Source organism: Pseudorhizobium marinum, from assembly GCF_000705355.1.
Taxonomy (GTDB): domain Bacteria; phylum Pseudomonadota; class Alphaproteobacteria; order Rhizobiales; family Rhizobiaceae; genus Neorhizobium; species Neorhizobium pelagicum.
Window position 1 is genome coordinate 23,209 of the sequence record NZ_JMQK01000026.1, and the last position, 25,232, is coordinate 48,440.

Consider the following 25,232-nt stretch of genomic DNA (forward strand, 5'->3'; position numbering starts at 1 on the left):
CCGCGAGCCATCCGTGAGATCGGGGCCCGGGGACTGAGTGGAGTCTATTCCGCCGCCAGCAGGACCTTGCGTTCGCGGGCTGCCCTCAGGCGGGCGAAATCGTCGCCCGCGTGGTGCGACGAGCGCGTCAGGGGGCTCGAGGAGACCATCAGGAAGCCCTTGGTATAGGCGATCGTCTCGTAGGACTTGAATTCCTCGGGCGTGACGAAGCTCATGACGGCGTGGTGCTTGCGGGTCGGCTGCAGGTACTGGCCGATGGTCAGGAAGTCGACGTCGGCGGTGCGCAGGTCGTCCATCAGCTGCAGGACCTCGTTACGCTCCTCGCCGAGGCCGACCATGATGCCGGACTTGGTGAACATCGTCGGATCGAGTTCCTTGACCCGCTGAAGCAGGCGGATCGAGTGGAAATAGCGAGCGCCCGGGCGGACCGTCAGATAGTTTCCCGGCACCGTTTCCATGTTGTGGTTGAAGACGTCCGGCTTGGCGGCGACGACGCGCTCCAGGGCGCCCGGCTTCTTCAGGAAGTCGGGGGTGAGGATCTCGATCGTCGTCAGAGGCGACGCGGCGCGGATTGCCCAGATGACCTTCTCGAAGTGTTCGGCGCCGCCGTCGTCGAGATCGTCACGGTCGACCGAGGTGATCACGACGTGGGAAAGCCCCATCTGCTTGACGGCCTTGGCGACGTTTTCCGGTTCGTCCATGTCGAGCGCATTGGGACGACCGGTCGTGACGTTGCAGAAGGCGCAGGCGCGGGTGCAGATCTCGCCCATGATCATGAAGGTGGCGTGCTTCTTGTCCCAGCACTCGCCGATGTTGGGGCAGCCGGCCTCCTCGCAGACCGTGACGAGCTTGTGCGAACGCACGAGGTCGCGGGTCTCCATGTATCCCTTGGACACGGGCGCGCGGACGCGGATCCACTCCGGCTTGCGCAGCACCTCGGTATCGGGGCGGTGCGCCTTTTCCGGATGGCGGACGCGCTTTGCATCATCCACTACGGTTCTGTCGAGAATGGTGACCATCAATTACCTGCCTTCGCCGCCAGAGCGGCTGCCGTCAACGACGGGCGAGTTTTGCGAGGAATAACAGAACGCAGGAGCCGATGAAACCTGTTATCAGGAAACCCAGCCATCCGTCCGTCACATGGATGTCGGCGCTCTCGAAGACGGCATTGGCGACGATGGCGCCAACGATGCCGACGAAGATGTTCATGAACAGCCCGTAGCGCATGTCCAGGAACTTGCCGGCCAGCCAGCCGGCGAGGCCGCCGATCACGATCGCTCCAAACCAACCTACGCCTTCCATCCGTCACCTCTTTTCGTCGATTTCACATGTGGGCGATGCCGGGACCTGGAACAAGCCCCGGCATCTCTCGTCAGCTCAGGCGTTCAGCGCGCGCCCGTAGGCGTCGAGGACGCTTTCCTTCATCGTTTCCGAGATGGTCGGATGCGGGAAGATCGTGTGCATCAGGTCTTCCTCGGTCGTCTCCAGGTTCATGGCGACGACGAAGCCCTGGATCAGCTCGGTCACTTCCGCGCCGACCATATGGGCGCCGAGCAGTTCGCCGGTCTTCTTGTCGAAAATGGTCTTGACCAGACCCTGGTCCTCGCCGAGCGCAATCGCCTTGCCGTTGGCGACGAAGGGGAAGCGTCCGACGCGGACCTCCCTGCCCTCGGCCTTCGCCTTGGCTTCGGTGATGCCGACGGAGGCGACCTGCGGATGGCAGTAGGTGCAGCCCGGGATCTTCAGCTTGTCCATCGGATGGACATTCGGCAGGCCGGCGATCTTCTCGATGCAGATGACCGCCTCGTGCTCGGCCTTGTGGGCGAGCAGCGGCGGACCGGCGACGTCGCCGATGGCATAGATGCCGGGGACATTGGTCTTGCCGTAGCCGTCGATGACGATGAAGCCGCGGTCGGTCTTCACGCCGACGGCTTCCAGGCCGATGTTCTCGATGTTGGCCTGCACGCCGACGGCGGAAATCATCCGGTCAGCGGTGATTTCCTGCGTCTTGCCGTCCTTCAGCTCGATGGTGGCGGTGACGGAATTGGCGCCCTTGACCACCTTGGCGACCTTGGCTTCGAGCAGGATCTTCATGCCCTGACGTTCGAACTGCTTCCTGGCAATCGCAGAGATTTCCTCGTCCTCGACCGGCATGACCTGCTTCATGATCTCGACGACTGTAACCTCGACGCCCATGGTGCGGTAGAAGCTGGCAAACTCGATGCCGATGGCGCCCGAGCCCATGACGAGCAGGGATTTCGGCATTTCCTCCGGCTTCATCGCCTCGAAATAGGTCCAGATCAGCTTTCCGTCGGGCTCGATGCCGGGCAGTGCGCGCGGACGGGCGCCGGTGGCGACGATGATGTGCTTGGCGGTATAGGTGCCCTCGCCGAGCGTGTTCTTCGGCACCGGACCCTGGGGCTGGACGATCGGCTTGGAGATCTTGCCGACTACGACTTCGCCGGGCTTGGTGATCTTCGCCTCGCCCCAGATGATGTCGACCTTGTTCTTCTTGAACAGGAAGCCGACGCCGCTGTTCATGCGGTTGGCGATGCCGCGCGAGCGGGCGACGATCGCCTTGACGTCGGGCTTGATGGTGCCTTCGAGCGTCAGGCCGTAATCCTTGGCGTGGCTGGCGGTGTGCATCACGTCGGCGGTGCGCAGGAGCGCCTTCGTCGGGATGCAGCCCCAGTTGGAGCAGATGCCGGCGAGATGCTCGCGCTCGACGACGGCAACCTTCATGCCGAGCTGGGCTGCACGGATGGCGGCGATATAGCCGCCGGGGCCGGAGCCGATGATGATGACGTCATAAGCGTTGGACACGGGCCTTCATCTCCTCTTCTGACGAGGCAGGCCCGGCCGGCGGCCGGGCCCTCACCCCGCGGGATGAAGCACGATGGCCTCAGGCCCGTGTCAGCATCCCGTAAATTTCGTCCTTCAGAACCATCCGCCGCTTGCGCATATCTTCCATATGCGTGTCGGCAACCGGCTCCACTTCAGTCTCTGCCCGATGGATGGCGCGGTTGACGTCGCGGTAATCCTCAAGCAGTTGGGCGAAATGCTCGTCGCTGACCTTCAGCTCGTGCATCTTGCCCACGTATTCCGGAAACTCATCCTGAATTTCGTGGGGTGTGTTCGACATGGTCCGTCTCCTCTTGTCTGTTCGAGGATCAGCCATAGAGGACACGCCCGCCTATTCTTTGATCGTGGTCAACTCCTTGCCAGATTGGCGTTAAATTCCAAGCATCATGCGAACGATGGGCTCAAGCCCCCTGCCGAGCGCGCGCGTGTTCTCGGCATCCAGGTGCACGCCGTCGAGCGGCGTGGTCCGGGCCACCGAGGCCGCGTCGTAGAAACCGCAGCCCATTTCGTCGGCGAGATCACGGTAGAGCGAGGCCAGCATCTGCGACTGCTCGACCCCACCGGCGAAGATCGCGGCAAACACCGGGTTGGCGGTCTCGCAGAGCGGCGGCGGCGAGACGATCAGGATGTCCGGCGTCTCGTAGTCGAAGGACCATTCGTGGTGGCGCACCAGACCGACCAGCCGCTGGATGCCCTGGCGGGCTGCAAACGCCGGACCGGCCACCGCCGGCTTCATGTCGTTGGAGCCGAGCATGATGACCACCAGATCGATGGGCATGTGGCTGTGCAGCACCGTCGGGAGAGACTTGGCGCCATTGCGCTCGCAATCGGCCAGATGATCGTCATAGCCCGTGGTGCGGCCGTTCAGCCCCTCGGGGATGACGTTCACCTCCGGGCCGAGCGCGGCCGACAGAACGCTTGGCCAGCGATCCTCGAACCGGTGACGCCCGAGCGTCTCGGCGTCGTAACCCCAGGTGAGCGAGTCGCCGAAGCAGAGGACGGTCTTCATAGTCTCCATACGCCAGTCATTCCCCGCCGTCCTGCGGCTGGCGACAGTCGGGAACACCCGATTGCCGCGGCTCCTACTTGCCCTTGGTGAGCGCTTCCACCTTGCGCTCCAGTTCGAAGATCCGCTCCTCGAAATCGCCGGTCACGAACTTCGACATCATGGTGTCGGCGGTCAGCGCCTGACGAATGGTCTTCTGGCCGCTCTCCAGCTTATCAAGCTGCTGCTTCATGCCCTGCATTTCACCGCGCATCTCGCGCATCTCGCCGCGCATTTCCCGCAGCATCGGCATGATGATGTCAACAGGTTCATCGGTCATCTGACGCTCCTTGAGGACCTCTGTCTTCACCTCACCCAAGATATGGAGATCATCGCACCAAAAGTCACGATCCGGCACGTCCAATGCCGGAGCGGGACACCCTCCCCCCAAAGGGGAAGGGTCAGTTCATTATACCAGCATGCCCATCGGGTTCTCGACGTGGCGCTTGAAGGCGGCGGCGAGTTCAGCGCCGAGCGCTCCGTCGATGACGCGGTGGTCGAAGGCAAAGGTCGCCGTCATCACCGTGGCGATCGCGATCTCGCCGTTCTTCACCACCGGCTTCTCGACGCCAGCGCCGATCGATACGATCGAGGCATGCGGCGGGTTGATGATGGAGGTGAAGTTCGCAACGCCGAACATCCCGAGGTTGGAGACGGCCGTGGTGCCGCCCTGGTATTCGTCGGGCTTCAGCTTCTTGTCACGGGCACGCCGGGCCAGATCCTTCATCTCGTTGGAGATGATCGACAGCGTCTTCTGCTCCGCCTTCTTGATGATCGGCGTGATCAGGCCATCCGGGATGGAGACGGCGACGCCGACATCCGAATGCTTGTGCATGAGCCGCGCCGTCGAGGTCCAGGAGGCGTTTGCCGCCGGAACGTCGCGCAGCGCCAGCGCCATGGCCTTGATGACGAAGTCGTTGACCGACAGCTTGAAGACCGGGACGTCGCCCTTGTCCGTCTTGCGCATCGGCGCCGACTTGTTGATCTCGGCGCGAAGCTTCAGAAGCGCGTCGATCTCGCAGTCCATCGAGACGAAGTAGGCCGGCACCGTCTGGTGCGATTCCAGCAGGCGCGAGGCAATCGTCTTGCGCATGCCGTCATGTGGCAGAAGTTCGTAGGAGCCTTCCTCGAAGAGCTTCAGGACGGCGTCGTCCGAAGCGCCCTTGGCGGGTGCCGGAGCGGCGGCGGCCTGCGGAGCTGCCGCGGCTGCCTTGCCGGTTCCGGAGGAGACGGCCTTCTCGATATCGGCCTTGACGACGCGACCATGCGGACCGGAGCCGGACACGGCCGATAGGTCGAGACCGGCGTCCTTGGCGAGACGGCGGGCCAGCGGCGAGGCGAAGATGCGTTCGCCGGATGCAGCCTTCGGTGCAGGCGTCGAGGGTGCCGGCGGCGTGTCGGCGACAGGTTGCTCGGCCTGCGGCTTTGCCGGCTCGGATTTCGGTGCGTCCGCCTTGGCTTCGGCCTGCTTCGGCGCTTCCGCCGAGGCACCACCGGAGGCGGCGGCGTCCTTCACGTCCTCGCCTTCGTCGGCGAGGATGGCGATCAGGGCGTTGACCTTGACCCCTTCGGTGCCGGCCGGGACGACGATCTTCGCCACGGTGCCTTCATCCACGGCTTCCACTTCCATGGTCGCCTTGTCTGTCTCGATCTCGGCGATCACGTCGCCGGGGCCAACCTTGTCGCCCTCCTTGACCAGCCATTTGGAGAGGTTGCCCTCTTCCATGGTCGGCGACAGGGCGGGCATGGTGATGTTGATCGGCATATTATTCCTCCGCCCACACGAGTTCGAACTGCGCCAGCTCTTCCGGATGCTGGATCAACCGATCGACATCCTCGGCAGGCACTTCGATATAGCCGGCAACGTCCTCGAGCCAACCGTCAACGGCACCGATCACGCCCAATTCCTGGCGCGGAACGCCGACGATCACGTCCGTCTTTTCAGTGTTCACCAGGGCCCAGAAGACAATCTTTTCCAGAACCGGATTGTCCTTCGTTCCCAGCACCCGGAACCACGAACCCGAAACCGGCAGGATCTGCTTTACGGTCGATTTAGGCATCAGCCAGACCCCTTACTTGTAGCAGACGGTCTTCACCGCCTGCACGACCTCGCCGACGGTCGGCAGAGCCAGCTTCTCGAGGTTGGCGGCATAGGGCATCGGAACGTCCTTGCCGGCAATCGTCAGGATCGGCGCGTCGAGATAGTCGAAGGCCTGCTGCATGACACGGGTGGCGATTTCGGTGCCGACCGAGTTCTGCGGGTAGCCTTCCTCGACGGTGACGAGGCGACCGGTCTTCTTCACCGATTCGATCACCGTCGGCAGATCCATCGGGCGCAGCGTGCGCAGATCGATCAGTTCGACGTCGATGCCGTCCTTCTCCAGTTCGGCCATCGCCTTGGTGGCATAGGTCATGCCGATGCCGAAGGAGACGATGGTGACGTCCTTGCCGGTCTTGTGGATGCGCGCCTTGCCGATCGGCAGGACGAAGTCATCCATCTTCGGCACGTCGAAGGACTGGCCGTAGAGGATTTCGTTTTCCAGGAAGATGACCGGGTTCGGATCGCGGATCGCCGCCTTCAGCAGGCCCTTGGCGTCGGCTGCCGTGTACGGCATGACGACCTTGAGGCCCGGAATGCTGGAGTACCAGGCGGCATAGTCCTGACTGTGCTGGGCGCCGACGCGGGCGGCGGCACCGTTGGGACCGCGGAACACCATGGGGGCGCCCATCTGGCCACCGGACATATAAAGCGTCTTGGCGGCCGAGTTGATGATCTGGTCGATCGCCTGCATGGCGAAGTTGAAGGTCATGAACTCGACGATCGGGCGCAGGCCGGACATGGCCGCACCGACGCCGACGCCGGCAAAGCCGTGCTCGGTGATCGGCGTGTCGACGACGCGGCGGGCGCCGAATTCCTGCAGCAGCCCCTGGGTGACCTTGTAGGCACCCTGATATTCGGCGACTTCCTCGCCCATGACGAAGACGCTCTCGTCGCGGCGCATTTCTTCGGCCATGGCATCGCGCAGTGCTTCGCGCACCGTGGTGGACACCATCTCGGTGCCTTCCGGGATGTCCGGATCGGCAGCGACATCGACCTTGGGCGCGGCAGGCACCTTGCTGTCGGCGGAAGAGGCGGGCTCGTCCTTGGCTTCGCGGGCCTTGCCGCCGGCGGCATCCGAGGTCGCGGCCGGGGTGTCGGCATCGGCCTTCGGCGCTTCCGGCTGGGCCGGCTTTTCCGCAGACATGGCGTCGGCGCTTTCGCCTTCCTGCAGCAGGACGGCGATCGGCGTGTTGACCTTGACGTTCTCGGTGCCGGCCGAGATCAGCAGCTTGCCGATCACGCCTTCATCGACGGCTTCGACTTCCATCGTCGCCTTGTCGGTTTCGATCTCGGCAATGACGTCGCCGGAGGTGACGGTGTCGCCCTCCTTCTTCAGCCATTTGCTGAGGGTGCCTTCTTCCATGGTCGGGGAAAGGGCGGGCATGAGGATATCGATTGGCATTGGGTGTCCCTCCCCTGATCAGAGCAGAATGTCGGTGTAGAGCTCGGAGGTATCCGGCTCCGGATCGGACTGCGCGAAGTCGGCCGAGTCGGAGACGATGTCGCGGACATCCTTGTCCATCGCCTTCAACTGCTCTTCCGTCGCCCAGCCCTTGTCCATCAGGCGGATCTTCACCTGCTCGATCGGGTCGTGTTCCGAACGCATCTTCTGCACTTCGTCCTTGGAGCGGTACTTCGCCGGGTCGGACATGGAATGGCCGCGGTAGCGGTAGGTCAGCATCTCGAGGATGACCGGACCCTTGCCGGACCGGCAGTGCTCGACCGCCTCGTCACCGGCCGCCTTGACGGCGCGGACATCCATGCCGTCGACCTGGAAGCCGGGAATACCGAAGGAGGCGCCGCGCTGCGAGAAATCGGTCTGGGCCGAGGCGCGCGACACGGAGGTACCCATGGCGTAGCGGTTGTTCTCGATCACGTAGACGATCGGCAGCTTCCAGAGCTGCGCCATGTTGAAGCTTTCGTAGACCTGGCCCTGGTTGGCCGCGCCGTCGCCGAAGTAGGCGGTGGAGACGCTGTCATTGCCGCGGTACTTGTTGGCAAAGGCAAGACCGGTGCCGAGCGAGACCTGGGCACCGACGATGCCGTGGCCGCCGTAGAACTGCTTTTCCTTGGAGAACATGTGCATGGAGCCGCCCTTCCCCTTGGAATAGCCGCCCCGACGCCCCGTCAACTCGGCCATGACGCCACGGGCGCTCATGCCGGTTGCCAGCATGTGGCCGTGGTCGCGATAGCCGGTGATCACCTGATCGCCTTCCTTCAGCGACATCTGCATGCCGACGACGACCGCTTCCTGGCCGATGTAGAGGTGACAGAAGCCGCCGATGAAGCCCATGCCATAGAGCTGGCCGGCCTTTTCCTCGAAACGCCGGATGAGCAGCATGTCGCGGTAGGCCTTGACCTCCTGGTCCTTGTCGAATTCGGCGTAGGTGCCACCGTTGAAGTCTTTTCGTGCAGGCTTTGCCGCGGATTTGCGGCCGGATGCAGACGCGGTCTTGTTCGGCGCCATTGATCCCTCCCTCTGTGCTGCATGTGTCATTTCTGAGCGCTACCATAGGGAAGAAACAGCACCCCAGCAATGCCATAAATGCATGGCACACATTCGGCACAACCCGATGATATCATTAATGAAAAATAGATTAACCTAGATCAAGTTAATCTAGAAGTAGTTGTTGAATATGACGATTTCGTTGTCACGCGACACATTCAGCTGGTAGCGGGCGATCTCGTCCAGCATGTCCTTTTCGAGAGAGCCGTCGCTCAGAAGCTGAACCTGGCGCTCCAGCTCGCGGCGCCTCTCCGTCAGCTGACCCAGCTCCGCCACGCGCTCCAGTCGCTGGCGCTCGAACTTCTCCGTCGCCACGAGCCCCAAGTCTCCGTTGAGCGAATGGTAGCCGAAATAGGAGAGGAAGGCGACAGTGATGAGCGGAAGGACGAAACGGCCCAGTTTTCTTTCTTTGTGATGCTTGGTCCACATACCCGAGCGACATCCTGCAACGCATTACGAATGCCTCAAACTGCCAGAACTTGCTTAAGCAATCGTTGACCCTGCGCTGGATGCAGAAAAGCCCGGACAAGCCGGGCTTTTCAAAAACGTGGAGGCCGCGAGGCGGCGTATTATGCCCGGATCATCGAGCGACCGGCGTAGGCCGCCTGGGGACCGAGCATTTCCTCGATGCGGATCAGCTGGTTGTACTTGGCCAGCCGGTCGGAGCGCGACAGCGAGCCGGTCTTGATCTGTCCGCAGTTGGTGGAAACCGCGAGATCGGCGATCGTGGAGTCTTCCGTTTCGCCCGAGCGGTGCGACATGACGCTGGTGTAGCCAGCCTTGTGCGCCGTCTCAACGGCGTCGAGCGTTTCCGTCAGCGTGCCGATCTGGTTGACCTTGACGAGGATGGAGTTGGCGACGCCCATCTTGATGCCGTCGCGCAGGCGGGCGGAGTTGGTGACGAAGAGGTCGTCGCCGACCAGCTGGCACTTGCTGCCGATCTTGTCGGTCAGATACTTCCAGCCGTCCCAGTCGTCCTCGGCCATGCCGTCCTCGATCGAGATGATCGGGTATTTGCCGGCGAGCTCGGCGAGGTAGTCGGCCATGGCTTCCGGCTCCAGCGTGCGGCCTTCACCTTCCATCTCGTATTTGCCGTTCTTGAAGAACTCGGTCGAGGCGCAGTCGAGCGCCAGGCACATGTCGTCGCCCGGCTTGTAGCCGGCCTTCTCGATCGACTTCATGATGAAGTCGAGCGCCTCCGGCGCGCTCTTCAGGCCCGGCGCAAAGCCGCCCTCGTCGCCGACGTTGGTATTGTGACCCTGCGCCGCCAGTTCCTTCTTCAGGATATGGAAGACTTCCGAACCCATGCGCACGGCTTCCCGGATGTTTTCCGCGCCGACCGGCATGATCATGAATTCCTGGAAGTCGATCGGGTTGTCGGCATGGGCACCGCCGTTGATGATGTTCATCATCGGCACCGGCAGGAGATGGGCGCTCGCGCCGCCGACATAGCGGTAGAACGGCAGGCCGGACGAATCGGCGGCAGCCTTGGCGACGGCGAGCGATACGCCGAGGATCGCATTGGCGCCGAGGCGCGACTTGTTGGCGGTGCCATCGAGCGCGATCATCGTCTGGTCGATATGAATCTGGCTTTCGGCATCGAAGCCGCCGATGGCATCGAAGATTTCGGTGTTGACGGCTTCCACCGCCTTCTCGACGCCCTTGCCGTGATAGCGCTTGCCGCCGTCACGCAGTTCGACCGCCTCGTGGGCACCGGTCGAGGCGCCAGAGGGAACCGCGGCGCGGCCCATGCTGCCGTCTTCCAGAAACACATCGACTTCAATGGTCGGGTTGCCGCGGCTGTCGAGGATTTCGCGTGCGACGATGTCGGTAATGGCAGTCATGATCTCTCCCTGAGGTAAGCTTAAGGCCCATCGGTCATCGACAATGTCTCTTAATCGATGACAGGCAAATTACAATCTCGGCGCCAATCCGCGATCAGGCGGATTTGCTGACGGCGTCGAAGGCGAGCAGCTTTTCCAGCAGCCGCGGCATATCCTTCAGATGCACCATGTTCGGCCCGTCCGAGGGGGCATTGTCGGGATCTTCGTGGGTCTCGATGAAGAGGCCGGCGACGCCGACGGCGACGGCCGCCCGCGCCAGCGTCTCGACGAACTCACGCTGGCCGCCGGTCGAGCCGCCCTGGCCGCCCGGCTGCTGCACCGAGTGAGTCGCATCGAAGATGACCGGCGAGCCCATGGCCGCCATGGTCGGCAGCGAGCGCATGTCGGAGACCAGCGTGTTGTAGCCGAAGGAGGCGCCGCGCTCGCACAGAAGCACGTTCGGATTGCCGCTGGCCAGGAACTTCGACTGCACGTTCTTCATGTCCCAGGGGGCGAGAAACTGGCCCTTCTTGACGTTGATGACGCGGCCCGTCTTTGCGGCGGCGATCAGGAGATCGGTCTGGCGGCAGAGGAAGGCGGGGATCTGCAGGATGTCGACCGTCGGCGCCACCAGCGCGCACTGTTCCTCGGTGTGGATGTCGGTGAGGACGGGGAAGCCGAACTCCGTCTTCAGGTCGGCGAAGACTTCCATCGCCTTCTCCAAGCCGATGCCGCGCTTGCCGGAGATGGAGGTGCGGTTCGCCTTGTCGTAGGACGACTTGTAGACGAGCCCGATGCCGAGCTTGCCGCAGAGTTCCTTCAGCACGCCGGCGACCATGAAGGCATGGTCGCGGCTCTCCATCTGGCAGGGGCCGGCAATCAGGGAAAAGCGTGCCGTCTGCGAGAAGAGCACACGGCCGGCGCCCTCGCCCGCATAGACCTCAGAATTCGGGCTCACGTCCATCGCATTACTCCTCGAAGGCAAATACCACTTTCTGCCCGGTGGCCTCCGCCACGATCAGGCGGTTGTCCCGGCGCAGGAACGGCACGTCATTAGCAGCAAGGACCGCCTCTGTCACGGCGAGATCGGCGACGGCAAAGACCACCGAATGCCCGCGCAGGCCGGGTATCGCGCCCCGGTCGGACGAGGAAGCGTCGGGCGGCGTTTGATCCTCGATGACCCGCAGAATGCCGTTGCGGGTTTGGAACACGATGGAATCACCCTGGCGCATGCCCTGCGCCGCCAGCACCGTCTCCAGGAGGTGACACTCCTCCGCCGGTCGAGCCGCAGCCAGCACGATTTCCCGCAGGCCCGAGACGCCGTTGGCATGGCGCGCCAGGGCGCCGATGTCGCGGGGGAGCGCGTTGATCCGCTGGCAGGAAAACAGGAAGAAAGCCGGCGAACGCTCGTCGGCGGCAAAGGCCAGTCGAAAGCTCGCGGTAACCTCTCCACCCTCGGGCAGCGACAGCTTGCGGGAAAACTCCAGGATCTCTCCGGCAGATACGCCCTCCGAACGATAGCCGGCATCTTCCGCGACGGCATCAGCGGTTGCCAGCACGACGGCGGACAATCCGGCATCGGGCAAGATGCGGCGCACCTGCCGGTCGCGGGCGGTGAAGACATTGCCGGTGTCGGACGACCGGTCGTAGGTCGCGCGGTCGGCGACGGCGAGCGGCTCCAGATAGGCGCCGTCCTCCAGGAACACGCAGGCGTTTTCGGTCCCGAACGGATGGCGGGCATCCGGGGCGACCGTGAAGCCCAGGCGCTGGAGCGCTGCGCGCGCCTGCGGCAGCCCGGACACGGGCAGGACCAGGTGATCGATGCTGCGGATGTTCATCATGGTTCCTCTCGGGATACGGACCTCATGAGAGCGTGCTATGCCCTCTTCCGGAAGGGGCGTCTGCGCAATTCGACGGAAATTTTGACCCTTGCGGAACACATGTGGAACAGATACAGTCTGTTCCGTATTTGTTTCACACCGAAGGGGCCACGATGCTCACGCGCAAACAGCAGGAACTGCTTCTCTTCATTCACGAACGGATGAAGGAATCGGGCGTACCGCCCTCCTTCGACGAGATGAAGGATGCGTTGGACCTGGCCTCGAAGTCGGGCATCCACCGGCTGATCACGGCGCTCGAGGAGCGCGGCTTCATCCGCCGCCTGCCCAACCGGGCCCGGGCGCTGGAAGTGATCAAGCTGCCGGAGGCCTACAGCAGCAGCCTGCAACCGCGTCGCGGCTTCTCGCCGAGCGTCATCGAGGGCAGCCTCGGCAAGACGAAGCCGGTACCCGCCCCTGCGGCGCGGGCCGCCAACGACGAGGGCGGCAGCGCGACCGTTCCGGTGATGGGCCGCATCGCCGCCGGCGTGCCGATCTCGGCCATCCAGAACAATACCCACGATATTTCCGTTCCGATCGAGATGCTGGGACCAGGCGAACATTACGCGCTGGAGGTGAAGGGCGATTCGATGATCGAGGCCGGCATCCTCGACGGCGACACGGTCATCATCCGCAACGGCCAGACGGCCGGACCCGGCGACATCGTCGTTGCCCTGGTGGACGACGAGGAAGCCACGCTGAAGCGCTTCCGTCGCCGCGGCGCCTCGATCGCGCTGGAAGCCGCCAACCCGGCTTACGAAACCCGCATCCTGCCGGCGGACCGCGTCAAGGTTCAGGGCAAGCTCGTCGGCCTCATCCGCCGCTACCACTGAGCAGCATCGAGAGCGACTCGGAAAGACTTGGGTCAAAGCTGTCGCTGCGCCATTCGTAGTGGCGATGGCGGGTCCAGGGGCGGTCTATACCGCGCATCGCCGCAGTCGCCTGCCAGCGCCGCATGTCTTCGCTGCCGCTGAAGCGGATCTCCAGAGCGCCGGTCTTTCGCAGCGCCTTGCCGCTGATCAGTAGCGCACCGGAGTAGCAGTGGTCGAAGCGGGCGCGGGGTGCAACGACGACCGCCGCCAGATCACAGCCGATGCCGGTGAGCCGGCCGTCCTCCATCACCGCAACCAACGCTCCCTCGGTCGTGACGGCCAGACACCAGGCTTTCGGCATGCAATGGAAGAGCCCCCTGCTCTCCTCCGCCACCCGGGCCATCTCGCGCATCGCTGTGCGGACCTGTGCCAGCTGATCCGGATCCAGGGGCAGCCGGTCGGGAGGGTCACTGACCAAAATCGCCGCGATATCTCCGGATGGTGACACCTTCGGCGCTAGCGGCTGTTCCAGCCGCAGCGCCCGCTGCCATTGATCGAAGATGAAGTCCGGCGGGCGGGCACGGTTGGTGGCAACAGCCGGCCCGAGAAGCGCCACGAGGGCACCGTCCTCCGCCACCAGAAGATCGCCCGAGGGATGTCGCTGCGCGTGCCAGCTCAGCAGGAAGGCCAGCACCAGAAGCGGCAGGCCAACGAGCCGCAAACGCGTGCGCAGCAGCGCCAGCAGCAGGAAACCGGCCGATGCGATTGCCAGGAACCAGGGGTGCTGGCGGCCGACGGGGACGTCGCCGCCCCAGGCGGCCACGTGGTTTGCCACGGCAATCACCGCGGAAAGACCGTGGCCCATCAGCGTCAGAAAGGGAGCGTCCAGCCCGAAGGGCATCAGCAGCATGCCGACGAGACCGGCCGGCATGACGATGAAGGAGATGATCGGCATCACGGCGAGGTTTGCCGCCAGGCCGTAGCCCGCAAGGCGGTGGAAGTGCTCCATGGAGTAGATGGCCGTGGACAGTCCGCCGATCAGGGAGGTGACGAAGATGCCGACCATGAAATGCCAGCCGGTCGTGGCGACGGCCCATCGGCCCTTGAGCGGCGGAAAGAACGTCGCCTCGGCGTCGGCCGCTCGCCGGCTCCAGACCGCATAGCCGGCAACCAGCGCGACCGTTGCGGCAAAGGACATCTGGAAACTCGGCCCCAGGATTTCCGAGGGCGACATGGCGAGGATGACGAGCGCGGAGATCGCGACATTGCGCAGGCTGATCGCCATCCGGTCGAAGAAGACGGCGATCAGCATCACCGACATCATCAGATAGGCGCGTTCCGCCGAGATGGCGAAACCCGAGATCAGGTAATAGGCGGTCGCCATCAGCAGCGCGCCGAAAGCGGCGATCTTCTTGACCGGCCAGGCCTGCGCGAAGCCGGTAAACCAGCCCAGGATCGTCCTCAGCCCGACGAAGAAGATGCCGGCGGCGAGCGCCATATTGAGGCCGGAGATGGCGACGATATGGGCAAGGCCGGAAATGCGCAGCGCCTCCGTCGTCTCCTGCGAGATCGCGCGTCTCTCATCGGTGACAATGGCGGCCGCGAAGGCGCCGGCGTCACCCGGCACGGTCGCCCGGATCCGCTCGGCGATCGCGCCGCGAAGGGCAAAGATGCGCCGCTCCAGCCCGCCTGACGCTGCGCCTGCAGGACGCCGCGGCTCCGCGGAACGAAGGGGTGCGCCATAGAAGAAGCCGACGGCGCCGATGCCGTCGAAATAGGCGCTGAAGGCGAAATCATTGAGGCCCGGCAGCGCCGGACCCGAGGGCGGCGAGAGGCGCGCCCGGCCGCTGATCCATTCTCCTGCCTCGAACGGGACGTGCCGGGAGCGCGCCAGCAGCACGACCTGCTCGGGCGGGCGGCGGATCACCGGGTCGGCCGTGGCGGCGAGCCGGATGATGTAGCGCCACCGTCCCGGTCCTGCGGCCTCCCGCCGTTCTACCTCGCCCGTCACCAGGGTCGTCACGGGCGAGTCGAGAAGAAGGGTCGACCGGCGCCAGGTCTCCACCTGCGCCAGCCCGGCCCCCGCCAGAAGCAGGGCCAGCGTCAGCGGGACGAGCGGGAGGATACCCGATCGCGCCCTGGCGACGATGACGACGAGCGTGAACACCCCGAGGCACGCCAGGATGGCGACGGCGGGCGGATCGACGGGAGAGGAGAACCAGGCCATCGCGCCGATGCCGATCAGCACCGGGCAGAAGAGGAACATGTGCCCATGGGCTCTCTCCTCCTCGACCATGGCTGTGAGGCGCAGGACGAACCGGTCGCGGGCGAGATCCACACGCCAGCGCTTGCGAGTGGCTGCCCATCGGTCGACGCCATCCAGCTGCGTATCCGCCAGGTCCGTGGCGGGTGCCTGAGGAACCGGAAGCAAGCCGTTTGCCTCGCGGAGCGAGGGCGCCTCGTCCGCCTCCCACTTCTCGAGAAGCACCCTTTCCTGCGGCATCGGCGGCCCGTCCCGGCGACAGCTTCGAAGCATGCAACCGCCAGCGAAAAAATGCAACCCGCGCATGTGTCGGGCTGCCCGAAGCACTCTGGCGGACCGCATAATGACTGTTTCTTAACCCCATTCCAGCATGGGAGGCAGAAGTGATTTCGGCAGTGCACAATTAGACATCAGCAGTGCTTGGCAGCAGCCGCCGGATCATATAGCTACACGATACGCTTATTTCTTGTGGCGTTTTGGGACGCCACGCCGCCAACAGGTTGGAGGATCACATGACGGATAGAAGCGCAAATCTGGTGTTGGGTGACAAGCACGTCGATCTCACCGTCAAGTCGGGCACGCTGGGGCCGGACGTTGTCGACATCGGCAGTCTTTACAAGCAGACCGGAGCTTTCACCTACGACCCCGGCTTCACGTCGACGGCCTCCTGCGAATCGAAGATCACCTTCATCGATGGCGATGAAGGCATCCTTCTGCACCGCGGCTACCCGATCGAGCAGCTGGCCGAACACGGCGACTTCCTGGAAACCTGCTACCTGCTTCTCTACGGCGAACTGCCGACGGCAGCACAGAAGAAGGACTTCGACCATCGCGTGACGCACCACACCATGGTGCATGAGCAGATGAGCCGCTTCTTCACCGGCTTCCGCCGCGACGCCCACCCGATGGCCGTCATGTGCGGCTGCGTCGGAGCGCTCTCGGCCTTCTACCACGACTCCACAGACATCACTGATCCGCACCAGCGCATGGTCGCTTCGCTGCGCATGATCGCCAAGATGCCGACGATCGCTGCGATGGCCTACAAGTACCACATCGGCCAGCCGTTCGTGTATCCGCAGAACGATCTCGACTATGCGTCGAACTTCCTGCGCATGTGCTTTGCCGTGCCATGTGAAGAGTACAAGGTGAACCCGGTTCTGGCGCGTGCCATGGACCGGATCTTCATCCTGCACGCCGACCACGAGCAGAACGCCTCCACCTCGACGGTCCGTCTTGCCGGTTCGTCCGGCGCCAATCCGTTCGCCTGCATCGCGGCCGGCATCGCCTGCCTCTGGGGCCCTGCCCACGGCGGCGCCAACGAAGCCGCGCTCAACATGCTGTCGGAAATCGGCAGCGTCGACCGCATCCCGGAATACATCGCCCGCGCCAAGGACAAGAACGATCCGTTCCGTCTGATGGGCTTCGGCCACCGGGTCTACAAGAACTACGATCCGCGCGCCAAGATCATGCAGAAGACCACGCATGAGGTTCTGAACGAGCTCGGCCACAAGGACGATCCGCTGCTGCAGGTCGCCATGGAGCTGGAGCGCATCGCGCTGACCGACGAGTACTTCATCGAGAAGAAGCTCTACCCGAACATCGACTTCTACTCGGGCATCACGCTGAAGGCGATGGGCTTCCCGACCACCATGTTCACGGTGCTCTTCGCGCTCGCCCGGACCGTCGGCTGGATCGCCCAGTGGGCGGAAATGATCGAAGACCCGCAGCAGCGCATCGGCCGTCCGCGCCAGCTCTACACGGGCGAGGCACAGCGCGACTACCTTCCGGTTTCGAAGCGCTAAGCGACGAGCCAACTGCCAAGAAAAAAGGCCCGGTGATCAACCGGGCCTTTTTTTGTCCACCATCTCGAGAACGATGCCGGCCGCCGCCTCGCCGGGCGGCACCCCGGTCTGCAGGCGCTGCCAGGTGAGGTCGAAGCCGTCCATCATCGCGCGGCGCTGCGGCGTGTCGGACGACAGCCGCTCGGCCCAGCGGCACAGGCTGCCGGGGCGCACCATTTCATTGATGTATTCCGGGATCAGCGGGTAATCGGCAATCAGGTTCGGCAGTGCGGCGGACCAGATCTTGATGCGCTTCGACATCATCGTGATCAGCCAGTCGGCCCTGTAGGCGGAGACGACGGGGACGCCCGCCAGCGCCAGCTCGAGGATCACCGTGCCGGAGGCGGCAATCGCCGCATCGGCTTCGGCGAAGGCGGCCCATTTGTCCTCGGCCGCGACGCTGATCTCCGAAGAGATCGGCAGGGAGGCAGATATTTCGCGAACCAGTGCCTCCTGGCGCGGGACCGTCGGCAGCACGAACCGCGTCGGGCCATTGCGGTTGACAAATTCCGCGGCCGCCGCGCCGAAGATCGGCAACAGTTCGCGGATCTCGGCGGAACGCGACCCGGGGAGCAGCATGATGGTCGTCTGGTCGTCGGCTTGCTTCAGCGGCCGCTCCAAACGGGCTGCACGCACCCTGGCGATTTTCGGGTCGCTGGTGAGCCGGTGACCGACGAAGGTCGTCGGCGGCCCGCCCAGACGCTCCATCGCCGCAGGCTCGAACGGCAGCACGGCCAGGACGTGATCGATATAGGGCACCATGGCCCTGGCCCGGTATTCCTTCCAGGCCCAGACGCTTGGGCAGACATAATCGACGATCGGCAGATCCGGCAGGGCCGCCCTCACCCGCTTGGCCACCCGATGGGTGAAGTCGGGGCTGTCGATGATGACGAGCACATCCGGTCGGGCCGCGATGACGGCATCCGCGGTCTGGCGGATGCGGCGCATCAGCTGCGGCAGGCGCTGCAGGACCTGCGTCAGCCCCATGATGGAGAGTTCAGAGAAGTCGAACAGGGAGCGGAGGCCTTCGGCCTGCAGGGCGTCGCCGCCAACGCCCGTCAGTTCGACCGGACCGCCATGGGCAGCCTTCAGGGCGGCGACGAGATCGCCCCCCAACAGGTCGCCGGAGACTTCCCCCGCGACCACAGCGACCTTGAGAACAGTATCGGTCATTCCAGCCCTCCTCTCGGAAGCTTCGTATCGATGCCGCAGACGAACAGTCCCGCATCCTCGGCCGCGGCGATCACCGCCTTTTCGTCGAGCACCAGCGCACGACCGGCTTCGACGGCAATGCCGGCCAGACCGGCCCTGGCGGCATTGGTGACCGTGGACATGCCGATGGCCGGCAGATCGGCCCGGACATCCTGCTGCGGCTTGCAGAGCTTGACAAGAACGCCCCTGCGCCGCCGCGAGATCCGTCCCTCGTCGCGCAGCAGGGCAACGCGCTCGAGCATCCGGTCGGTTCCCTCTGCGCCTTCCAGCGCGACCACGCGTCCTCCGACACTGACCGCACCCTGGCCGACATCGAGTTCGCCGAGCGCCAGGGCGGCCTTGATGGCTTCCTCGACGTCACGCAGGTCATCGGCGGAGGGTGTCGCGGTGGTCAGGACGCCGGTTCGGGCCAGAAGCCCGGGAGCAATCTCGTGGGCGCCGATGACACGGCATCCCATGCCTTCGAAGAGCCGGATCACCATCTGCAGCAGGGCGTCGTCGCCCCCCGACAGCAGGGTGCGCGCGACGGCCGGCACCTTGACCAGCGTTCTGAAGGTGGGGCGGATATCACGCCAGTCGGGGCGACGCCTGACGGCTCCCGACATGACGACGCGGTCGACACCCTTCTGACGCATGAACCGCTCGATGCCAGCGAGATCGCCGACATTCGCGGTGACCATGTCGTATCCGGAAAAGGTCTGGTTCGCCTCGTTGGCCAGAGCGATGATGACCGGGTCTTCCCCGGCTGCCCGCGCGGCTTCGGCAAGGTAGAGCGGCAGATGTCCCCAGCCGGCGACAATGGCAAGCCGCCCGTGTCTCTCGGGCCGCGCGGGGGCTGCCATGCGTCAGGCTTTGCCGCGGTGGGGCGAAGAGAGGGCGCGATCGCTGTCGGCGGCGATGAAATCGAGGATTTCCATCACTTCCTTGCAATCGGCGTAGTCGTCGCGAATGGCGGCGGCATTGCTGCGGATATTGCCTTCGCCTTCGAAGATCTGCTTGAAGGCCCGGCGCACGATGTGGATCGTCGCCCGCTCGATGCCCGAACGGCTCATGCCGACGACATTGAGGCCGGCGAGCACGCCCGGATTGCCGTTCAGCATGCCATAGGGAATGACGTCATAGCTGACCGCAGACAGCCCGCCGATGAAGGCGTGACGGCCGATGCGTCCGAACTGGTGCACGGCGCAGCCGCCGCCGAGGATGGCGCGGTCATCGACCCGGACGTGGCCGGCCAGCATGACATTGTTGGACATGATGATGCCGTCGCCGAGAATGCAGTCATGGGCAACGTGCGAATTGGCCAGGAGCAGGCAGTTGTTGCCGACCACGGTCTTGCCGCCGCCGCCGACCGTGCCGGTGTTGATGGTCACACCCTCGCGCATGGTGCAGCCTTCACCCACCGTCAGCGTCGAACCCTCGCCGGCCTCGTGGAGGCTCTGGGAGGTGCCGCCGATCACGGCCATCGGAAAGATCTTGCTGCCGCGACCGATCTCAGTCCTGCCGGTGACAACGGCATGGGAGATCACCTGCACATCATCCTTCAGCACCACATGGGCGCCGATGGTGCAGAACGGCCCGACGGACACGTTTTCACCAATCACGGCGCCGTCCTCGATCACCGCCATCGGATGGATGCGGGCGGTGGCGGCGACCGTGCTCATGCTCCCTCCTTGCGGCGGATCATGGCGCCGATGTCTGCCTCGGCAACCAGCGTGCCATCGACGATCGCGTCGCAGTGGAACTTCCAGATATTGCCGCGCTGCTTCTGCTTCTTGACGTGAAACTCGACGCGATCGCCGGGCACCACGGGACGCCGGAAGCGGGCGTTGTCGATGGTCATGAAGTAGACCAGATTGCCACCCTCGCCTTCCTTGCGCGCGCAGATGGCGCCGGCCGTCTGCGCCATGCCTTCAACGAGAAGGACGCCCGGCATGATCGGCTGGTCCGGGAAATGGCCCGTGAAATGGGGCTCGTTCGCCGTGACGTTCTTGATGCCGATGGCCGAATCGTCGCCATCGATTTCGATGATCCGGTCCACAAGCAGAAACGGATACCGATGCGGCAGCAGTTTCATGACCTCGAGAATATCGGCGGTTCCGAGCGTCGCGCCGGATTCTTCACTCATTCCTGTCTCCTCTACGCTTCGCCCGCTCGTCCGACCGCGTCATCGACTCGGCAACATCGCGCAGGAAATCCTTGAGCGGCCTTGCCGGCACGCCACCGTAGCGCGCACCTGCGGGGACGTCGGCCATGACGCCGCTCATCGCCGCGATCTGCACGCCGTCGCCGATGGTGATGTGACCGTTGACGCCGGAGGCGCCGCCAATCATCACGCCGTTGCCGATGGTGGTCGAACCGGCGATACCGACACCGCTGACGATCCCGCAATGGCGACCGATGCGAACGTTGTGGGCGATCTGAACCAGATTGTCGATCTTCGTGCCTTCGCCGATGACGGTATCGTCCATGGTGCCGCGGTCGATCGTCGTGTTGGCGCCGATCTCGACGTCATCCTGGATGATGACCCGCCCGACCTGGACGATCTTGATCATGCCCCGGGGTCCCGGCGCGTAGCCGAACCCATCCTGACCGATGCGCACGCCGTTGTGGACGATGACATTGTTGCCGATGAGGGCCGCGATGATGCTCGCGCCAGCAGCGACCGTGCAGTTGCGGCCGATCTTGACGTCGGCGCCGATGACGGCGCCTGCGCCAACGCGCGTTCCGGCGCCGATTTCGGCACGGGCACCGATGACGGCCATGGGCTCGATCTCGACGCCCTCCTCGAGACGCGCGGTCGGATCGACGAAAGCAGCCGGGTGAACGCCGGCAGCATCGGACAGGATCCGCGGAGGACGCAGGGCAATCGGGTGGAGAAGGCCACCTGCCACCGCGAATGCCGCGTGGGGCTTCGGCGTCAGGAGAACCGGTATGTGATCGGGAATGATCGGGCGGAGCGCTTCGTCGCAAAGAATGGCAGACGCGTTGCAGCTTTCCAGGTCGCCGCGCGCCTTGCGCGACAGGATATAGCAGATATCTCCCTCGCCTGCCCTTGCGACGGGCGCGACAGAGCGGATACGGCGGTTGCCCGCCGTATCATCAAGAAGTTCAGCCCCCAGATGGGAGGCCAGCTCACGCAGGCCTATCCCATCGTGGGGCGGAAAAAAGTCGTTGGATTCCATCAGGTCGATCAGCTCCAGAACAGATTTTGACCGCAGTTCTGGTCGGCGGAGATCAGAACTGGTTCGCCATGCTGAACCGGAACTGCTGCTCCTCGTCGAAGTCTTCCTTGACGACCGGCATTGCGTAGTCGACGCGGATCGTCCCGAACGGCGATGCCCACTGGATGCCTGCACCGACCGACGCGCGCCAGGACATGTCGGTACCGACGGCGCCTGCACTGTTGGCAACGTCGTTACCGTAGAGGGTGCCAGCATCCGCGAAGAGCGCGGCACGAAGACCGAAGTCCTCAGGGAAGGCCGGCATCGGGGCCGTCACCTCAGCCGAAGCCGTGAAATAGGTGGTGCCGCCGAGCGCGTCGCCATTGGCCATGCGCGGACCGATGCCGTTGTTCTCGAAGCCGCGAACCTGACGGCCGCCGACCATGAACTGATCGAAGACGTTGAGCGAGTCGCCGGTGCCCATAACATGCCCAGCGCCCACGGCCACCGAGCCGATGATGTCGGCTTCGTCGGACAGGAGGTGGTAGTAGCGGGCGCGTCCGTAGATCTTGTAGAACTCCGAGTCGCCGCCGAGGCCGGCATACTCGTGGGTCACCGTCGCATAGATGCCTTCGCGCGCCAGCGTCGTGCTGTCGAGCGTGTTGTAGGTCAGCGTCTGGGAAACGGAGGACTGAACGAAATCGCCCTGGCGGATCAGATCCCGGTATGGTTCCGACAGATTGGTGCCCACGTCCCAGGCACCGTCGCCGGTGTATTCGATTTCCTTGTAGGTGTAGCGGAACGTCGTCGCCAGATCTTCGGTGATCGGCGCCGTGACACGCAGCGTTACGCCCTGCTCGTCATAGTCGTAGTAGTCTTCCGACGAGGTCTGGCTCTTGAAGAGATCGAAGCCGGCCGCCAGGCGGTAGCCGAGGAAGTAGGGCTCGGTGAACGACAGCGAGTAGCTGCGCGCATCATCAAGACCGCCACCGACGGCAACGCGGATGAACTGGCCGCGACCGAGGAAGTTCTTCTCTTCGATCGACGCTTCGAGGATCAGGCCATCGCCGCCCGCCGAATAGCCGGCGCCGATACCGAAGGAGCCGGTCGGCTGGTCCACGACATCCACGACGACCACGACGCGGTCGGATGCAGAGCCGGGAGCCGTCGAGATGTTGACGGTGGTGAAGTAGCCGAGAGCCTCAAGCCGGCGCTTTGCCCGCGTGACCATCTGCTGGTTGAAGGCATCGCCTTCGCTGAAATCGAACTCGCGACGGATGACATAGTCGCGCGTGCGGGTGTTGCCGCGGATGTCGATCCGCTCGACGTAGGCGCGCTCGCCCTGGTCGACGAGATAGGAGACGCCGACCGTCTGGTTGTTGAAGTCGCGATTGCCGCGCGGGGTTACCCGGGCAAACGGATAGCCGGCGGAAGCGACGCGCTGCGAAATGGCTTCCATCGACTTCTGGACATCGGCTGCATCGTAGGTGTCGCCGGCGCGGGTCCGCACCAGACCCTGAAGATCTTCCGAGTTCACGCCATCGACCGTCGATTCGACGACGATCTCGCCGAACTGGTAGCGCGGGCCTTCTTCGACCGTAAAGGTGATCGTGTACTGGTTCGACGCCTCATCAAGCACCGCGTCGGACGAGATGATGCGGAAATCCGGATAGCCGTGGTTGTAGTAGAACTGGCGAAGCGCATCCTCGTCGGCGCGCATCTTGTCCTGGTTGTAGACATCCTTGCGGGTCAGGAACGACAGCGGGCCCGACTCCTTCGTCAGGATCACCGACTGGAGACGTCCGTCGCCATAGGCCTGGTTGCCGACGAAATTGATGGTCGAAATCTTGGTGCGATCGCCTTCGTTGACAACGAAGGCAAGGTTGACGCGGCCCTGACCGACCGGAACGACCTGGGTCGTGACCTCGATGTCGCTGCGGCCGATAGCGGAATAGGCCTCCTTCAGGCGCTCGATGTCGGAGTTGACCAGTTCCTGGTTGTAGGGGCCAAGCGGCTGGGTCTGCACGACGGCAGCCAGCTTGTCGTCCTTGATCTTGCGGTTGCCGTTGAAGACGACCTGGTTGACGAGCTGATTTTCACTGACGCTGACGACGAGCGTGCTGCCGGAAACCGCGATGCGGACGTCGGAGAAATAACCCGTCGAATACAGCCGCTTCACCGACTCGTCGATATCGACGTTGGTAAAGCTGACACCTGGTTGAATGGTGAGATTGGCGCGAACAGCCTCTTCGCCGGCCCGCTCGGCTCCGCGAACCTGAACGCTGCGGATGACGGCCGCTTCTGCGACGGATGCCGAAGCAAGCACCGATACCCCGGCGCCGGATGCAACAACACTAGCAGACAGCGCAAACGCCGACACTGCGTTCAAAAACTTCGAACCAGCCTTCATTTTCAATTCTTACCTTTTTCCGTTGTCCCGCAGCGGGTGGAGCCCGACTCCGGCCACACGTGTGTCGTTTTACCTTCTTTTGCCTTACAAGCAAGGCATGGCGTTAAATTCTGTTTACTTCACACGAAGGCGTGGCTGCCATGCCACGCAGAGTTCAAAAGACGGTAAACAAACAGTTTTAATCAAAATCAGCCCATCCAGCGGCCGAAGGTGTCGTTCCAGGTCGCAAACACCATCAGCGTCAGAATCATGGCAAGCCCGAAGCGGAAAACGACCTCCTGCACACGCGGGCTCAGCGGCCGTCCCCGGACCGCTTCAAGAGCGTACATGAGCAGGTGGCCACCGTCGAGCACGGGGATGGGAAACAGGTTCATCAGCCCGAGCGAGACGGAGATGACGGCGGCGAAGTTGAGCACCGCGGCAAAGCCGAGGCTTGCCATCTGGCCCGTCGTCTCGGCGATGCGGATCGGACCGCCGATCTGGTCGGCACTCATCCTACCCGTGAAGATATTGCCGAGATAGTTGAAGGTGCCGGTGATGATGTGGCCGGTTTCGCGCACGCCCTCGCCCACCGCGGCAAGCGGCGAGAAGGTCTGCTGGCGGAAATTGCCCCTTTCGGCATTGGTGACGATGCCGATCTGGCCGAGCTCGATCTTGTTGCCGAACTGATCGGTGATCTCCGTTCGCATCGGCGTCATCGGCAGGTCGATCTGCCGGCCGTTCCGTTCGACGGTGACGATGATCTGCGTCTCCGGGCGGACGGCGACATAGCGACGGACATCGTCGAAGGTGACGATCTCCTGGCCGTCGAGCGCCACGAGCAGGTCGCCCGGCTCGACGCCGGCAGCAGCAGCAGCGCTTTCGGCGCGCACTTCCGCGACAACCGGATCGGAGATCATCTTGCCGTAGGTCGAAAACAGCACGGCGAAGATGGCGATCGCCAGCAGGAAGTTGGCGATCGGGCCCGCGGCGACGGTTGCGGCGCGCTTCCAGAGCTTGGCGCCGGCCAGCGTCTGGCTGCGCTCTGCCTCACTGAGGCCAGCAAGACTGGCCGAATCGGGCATGCTTGCCGCGTCGTCGTCGCCGAAGAATTTGACATAGCCACCCAGCGGAATGGCCGACAGCTTCCAGCGGGTGCCGTGGCCATCGGTGAAACCGACCAGTTCCGGGCCGAAACCGACCGAGAAGGCCGTGACCCGAACGCCGCACCAGCGGCCGATCAGGTAGTGGCCCATCTCGTGAACGAAGACCAGCACCGACAGGACGATGATGAAGGGGATGATATAGCCCGTGAGCAGTCCGATGATCGCCATTGCAGA

The 25,232-nt window shown here is 64.0% G+C and carries 24 protein-coding genes; 2 read left to right on the forward strand and 22 right to left on the reverse strand.

What is annotated here, in order from left to right:
- Positions 1-44: 44 nt before the first annotated feature.
- The 14 genes from lipA to EO99_RS0122335 all read right to left on the reverse strand — a co-directional run bounded on the left by lipA (position 45) and on the right by EO99_RS0122335 (position 12,175).
- On the reverse strand, positions 45-1,019 hold the full coding sequence (gene lipA / locus EO99_RS0122265; protein ID WP_029620776.1) for a lipoyl synthase: 975 nt from the start codon (positions 1,017-1,019) through the stop codon (positions 45-47).
- A gap of 34 nt (positions 1,020-1,053) precedes the next feature.
- Positions 1,054-1,302 (reverse strand): GlsB/YeaQ/YmgE family stress response membrane protein, encoded by a 249-nt coding sequence (locus EO99_RS0122270; RefSeq protein ID WP_029620777.1) that lies wholly within the window; start codon positions 1,300-1,302, stop codon positions 1,054-1,056.
- A 75-nt stretch (positions 1,303-1,377) separates the two neighbouring features.
- Complete coding sequence (gene lpdA / locus EO99_RS0122275; protein ID WP_029620778.1) at positions 1,378-2,823, reverse strand: dihydrolipoyl dehydrogenase; 1,446 nt, start codon at positions 2,821-2,823, stop codon at positions 1,378-1,380.
- A 79-nt stretch (positions 2,824-2,902) separates the two neighbouring features.
- Positions 2,903-3,142 (reverse strand): YdcH family protein, encoded by a 240-nt coding sequence (locus tag EO99_RS0122280; RefSeq protein WP_029620779.1) that lies wholly within the window; start codon positions 3,140-3,142, stop codon positions 2,903-2,905.
- Between the two features lie 90 nt (positions 3,143-3,232).
- Positions 3,233-3,871 (reverse strand): SGNH/GDSL hydrolase family protein, encoded by a 639-nt coding sequence (locus tag EO99_RS0122285; protein ID WP_029620780.1) that lies wholly within the window; start codon positions 3,869-3,871, stop codon positions 3,233-3,235.
- A gap of 73 nt (positions 3,872-3,944) precedes the next feature.
- Positions 3,945-4,187 carry a hypothetical protein gene (locus EO99_RS0122290; protein WP_029620781.1) on the reverse strand — a complete coding sequence of 81 codons (243 nt, stop codon included), beginning with the start codon at positions 4,185-4,187 and terminating at the stop codon, positions 3,945-3,947.
- Between the two features lie 129 nt (positions 4,188-4,316).
- The gene (locus EO99_RS0122295; RefSeq protein ID WP_029620782.1) at positions 4,317-5,672 is read right to left on the reverse strand and encodes a pyruvate dehydrogenase complex dihydrolipoamide acetyltransferase; all 1,356 of its coding nucleotides are present in this window, start codon (positions 5,670-5,672) and stop codon (positions 4,317-4,319) included.
- Between the two features lies 1 nt (position 5,673).
- Positions 5,674-5,967 carry a hypothetical protein gene (locus EO99_RS0122300; RefSeq protein WP_029620783.1) on the reverse strand — a complete coding sequence of 98 codons (294 nt, stop codon included), beginning with the start codon at positions 5,965-5,967 and terminating at the stop codon, positions 5,674-5,676.
- Positions 5,968-5,979: 12 nt separating this feature from the next.
- Entirely contained in the window at positions 5,980-7,410 is a 1,431-nt protein-coding gene (locus EO99_RS0122305) for a pyruvate dehydrogenase complex E1 component subunit beta (RefSeq protein WP_029620784.1), read from the reverse strand.
- Between the two features lie 18 nt (positions 7,411-7,428).
- A complete protein-coding gene (gene pdhA, locus EO99_RS0122310) occupies positions 7,429-8,475 on the reverse strand; it encodes a pyruvate dehydrogenase (acetyl-transferring) E1 component subunit alpha (protein WP_029620785.1) in 1,047 nt (348 codons plus the stop codon).
- Positions 8,476-8,625: 150 nt separating this feature from the next.
- Positions 8,626-8,943 (reverse strand): FtsB family cell division protein, encoded by a 318-nt coding sequence (locus EO99_RS0122315; RefSeq protein WP_029620786.1) that lies wholly within the window; start codon positions 8,941-8,943, stop codon positions 8,626-8,628.
- Positions 8,944-9,083: 140 nt separating this feature from the next.
- The gene (eno, locus tag EO99_RS0122325) at positions 9,084-10,358 is read right to left on the reverse strand and encodes a phosphopyruvate hydratase (RefSeq protein WP_029620787.1); all 1,275 of its coding nucleotides are present in this window, start codon (positions 10,356-10,358) and stop codon (positions 9,084-9,086) included.
- A gap of 94 nt (positions 10,359-10,452) precedes the next feature.
- Complete coding sequence (gene kdsA, locus EO99_RS0122330; RefSeq protein WP_029620788.1) at positions 10,453-11,301, reverse strand: 3-deoxy-8-phosphooctulonate synthase; 849 nt, start codon at positions 11,299-11,301, stop codon at positions 10,453-10,455.
- A 4-nt stretch (positions 11,302-11,305) separates the two neighbouring features.
- The gene (locus EO99_RS0122335; protein WP_328286612.1) at positions 11,306-12,175 is read right to left on the reverse strand and encodes a VOC family protein; all 870 of its coding nucleotides are present in this window, start codon (positions 12,173-12,175) and stop codon (positions 11,306-11,308) included.
- Between the two features lie 155 nt (positions 12,176-12,330).
- Here EO99_RS0122335 and lexA point away from each other — a divergent pair, with 155 nt between their 5' ends.
- Positions 12,331-13,047: a transcriptional repressor LexA gene (gene lexA, locus EO99_RS0122340; RefSeq protein WP_029620790.1), complete on the forward strand. Its 717-nt coding sequence runs from the start codon at positions 12,331-12,333 to the stop codon at positions 13,045-13,047.
- On the opposite strand, the gene EO99_RS0122345 is transcribed toward lexA, so the two are convergent.
- The gene (locus tag EO99_RS0122345; protein ID WP_081852166.1) at positions 13,028-15,529 is read right to left on the reverse strand and encodes a ComEC/Rec2 family competence protein; all 2,502 of its coding nucleotides are present in this window, start codon (positions 15,527-15,529) and stop codon (positions 13,028-13,030) included. The genes lexA and EO99_RS0122345 overlap by 20 nt on opposite strands.
- Positions 15,530-15,801: 272 nt before the next feature.
- Here EO99_RS0122345 and gltA point away from each other — a divergent pair, with 272 nt between their 5' ends.
- Entirely contained in the window at positions 15,802-17,091 is a 1,290-nt protein-coding gene (gltA, locus tag EO99_RS0122350) for a citrate synthase (protein ID WP_029620792.1), read from the forward strand.
- A gap of 36 nt (positions 17,092-17,127) precedes the next feature.
- On the opposite strand, the gene lpxB is transcribed toward gltA, so the two are convergent.
- The 7 genes from lpxB to rseP form a co-directional block, all read right to left on the reverse strand.
- Complete coding sequence (gene lpxB / locus EO99_RS0122355; protein ID WP_029620793.1) at positions 17,128-18,303, reverse strand: lipid-A-disaccharide synthase; 1,176 nt, start codon at positions 18,301-18,303, stop codon at positions 17,128-17,130.
- Positions 18,300-19,184, reverse strand: a complete 885-nt coding sequence (locus tag EO99_RS0122360; protein ID WP_029620794.1) for an LpxI family protein — start codon at positions 19,182-19,184, stop codon at positions 18,300-18,302. Before EO99_RS0122360 ends, lpxB begins: the two co-directional genes overlap by 4 nt.
- Before the next feature lie 3 nt (positions 19,185-19,187).
- On the reverse strand, positions 19,188-20,003 hold the full coding sequence (lpxA, locus tag EO99_RS0122365; protein WP_029620795.1) for an acyl-ACP--UDP-N-acetylglucosamine O-acyltransferase: 816 nt from the start codon (positions 20,001-20,003) through the stop codon (positions 19,188-19,190).
- The gene (gene fabZ, locus EO99_RS0122370) at positions 20,000-20,467 is read right to left on the reverse strand and encodes a 3-hydroxyacyl-ACP dehydratase FabZ (protein ID WP_029620796.1); all 468 of its coding nucleotides are present in this window, start codon (positions 20,465-20,467) and stop codon (positions 20,000-20,002) included. Before fabZ ends, lpxA begins: the two co-directional genes overlap by 4 nt.
- Positions 20,460-21,524 carry a UDP-3-O-(3-hydroxymyristoyl)glucosamine N-acyltransferase gene (lpxD, locus tag EO99_RS0122375; RefSeq protein ID WP_029620797.1) on the reverse strand — a complete coding sequence of 355 codons (1,065 nt, stop codon included), beginning with the start codon at positions 21,522-21,524 and terminating at the stop codon, positions 20,460-20,462. The genes fabZ and lpxD overlap by 8 nt, the downstream gene beginning before the upstream one ends.
- A gap of 52 nt (positions 21,525-21,576) precedes the next feature.
- Positions 21,577-23,913 (reverse strand): outer membrane protein assembly factor BamA, encoded by a 2,337-nt coding sequence (bamA, locus tag EO99_RS0122380; protein ID WP_029620798.1) that lies wholly within the window; start codon positions 23,911-23,913, stop codon positions 21,577-21,579.
- Positions 23,914-24,101: 188 nt separating this feature from the next.
- Positions 24,102-25,226 (reverse strand): RIP metalloprotease RseP, encoded by a 1,125-nt coding sequence (gene rseP, locus EO99_RS0122385; RefSeq protein WP_029620799.1) that lies wholly within the window; start codon positions 25,224-25,226, stop codon positions 24,102-24,104.
- Positions 25,227-25,232 lie beyond the last annotated feature (6 nt).

What these genes read in the sequence shown, in the direction of transcription:
- bamA (WP_029620798.1), bottom strand. Translation starts at nt 23,913, where the DNA reads ATGAAGGCTGGTTCGAAGTTTTTGAACGCAGTGTCGGCGTTTGCGCTG.
- kdsA (WP_029620788.1), bottom strand. Translation starts at nt 11,301, where the DNA reads ATGGACGTGAGCCCGAATTCTGAGGTCTATGCGGGCGAGGGCGCCGGC.
- lpxD (WP_029620797.1), bottom strand. Translation starts at nt 21,524, where the DNA reads ATGGAATCCAACGACTTTTTTCCGCCCCACGATGGGATAGGCCTGCGT.
- EO99_RS0122285 (WP_029620780.1), bottom strand. Translation starts at nt 3,871, where the DNA reads ATGAAGACCGTCCTCTGCTTCGGCGACTCGCTCACCTGGGGTTACGAC.
- lpxB (WP_029620793.1), bottom strand. Translation starts at nt 18,303, where the DNA reads ATGACCGATACTGTTCTCAAGGTCGCTGTGGTCGCGGGGGAAGTCTCC.
- EO99_RS0122270 (WP_029620777.1), bottom strand. Translation starts at nt 1,302, where the DNA reads ATGGAAGGCGTAGGTTGGTTTGGAGCGATCGTGATCGGCGGCCTCGCC.
- EO99_RS0122295 (WP_029620782.1), bottom strand. Translation starts at nt 5,672, where the DNA reads ATGCCGATCAACATCACCATGCCCGCCCTGTCGCCGACCATGGAAGAG.
- EO99_RS0122315 (WP_029620786.1), bottom strand. Translation starts at nt 8,943, where the DNA reads ATGTGGACCAAGCATCACAAAGAAAGAAAACTGGGCCGTTTCGTCCTT.
- EO99_RS0122300 (WP_029620783.1), bottom strand. Translation starts at nt 5,967, where the DNA reads ATGCCTAAATCGACCGTAAAGCAGATCCTGCCGGTTTCGGGTTCGTGG.
- lpxA (WP_029620795.1), bottom strand. Translation starts at nt 20,003, where the DNA reads ATGAGCACGGTCGCCGCCACCGCCCGCATCCATCCGATGGCGGTGATC.
- pdhA (WP_029620785.1), bottom strand. Translation starts at nt 8,475, where the DNA reads ATGGCGCCGAACAAGACCGCGTCTGCATCCGGCCGCAAATCCGCGGCA.
- gltA (WP_029620792.1), top strand. Translation starts at nt 15,802, where the DNA reads ATGACGGATAGAAGCGCAAATCTGGTGTTGGGTGACAAGCACGTCGAT.
- EO99_RS0122305 (WP_029620784.1), bottom strand. Translation starts at nt 7,410, where the DNA reads ATGCCAATCGATATCCTCATGCCCGCCCTTTCCCCGACCATGGAAGAA.
- EO99_RS0122280 (WP_029620779.1), bottom strand. Translation starts at nt 3,142, where the DNA reads ATGTCGAACACACCCCACGAAATTCAGGATGAGTTTCCGGAATACGTG.
- EO99_RS0122360 (WP_029620794.1), bottom strand. Translation starts at nt 19,184, where the DNA reads ATGGCAGCCCCCGCGCGGCCCGAGAGACACGGGCGGCTTGCCATTGTC.
- rseP (WP_029620799.1), bottom strand. Translation starts at nt 25,226, where the DNA reads ATGGCGATCATCGGACTGCTCACGGGCTATATCATCCCCTTCATCATC.
- EO99_RS0122335 (WP_328286612.1), bottom strand. Translation starts at nt 12,175, where the DNA reads ATGAACATCCGCAGCATCGATCACCTGGTCCTGCCCGTGTCCGGGCTG.
- eno (WP_029620787.1), bottom strand. Translation starts at nt 10,358, where the DNA reads ATGACTGCCATTACCGACATCGTCGCACGCGAAATCCTCGACAGCCGC.
- EO99_RS0122290 (WP_029620781.1), bottom strand. Translation starts at nt 4,187, where the DNA reads ATGACCGATGAACCTGTTGACATCATCATGCCGATGCTGCGGGAAATG.
- lipA (WP_029620776.1), bottom strand. Translation starts at nt 1,019, where the DNA reads ATGGTCACCATTCTCGACAGAACCGTAGTGGATGATGCAAAGCGCGTC.
- lexA (WP_029620790.1), top strand. Translation starts at nt 12,331, where the DNA reads ATGCTCACGCGCAAACAGCAGGAACTGCTTCTCTTCATTCACGAACGG.
- fabZ (WP_029620796.1), bottom strand. Translation starts at nt 20,467, where the DNA reads ATGAGTGAAGAATCCGGCGCGACGCTCGGAACCGCCGATATTCTCGAG.
- EO99_RS0122345 (WP_081852166.1), bottom strand. Translation starts at nt 15,529, where the DNA reads ATGCCGCAGGAAAGGGTGCTTCTCGAGAAGTGGGAGGCGGACGAGGCG.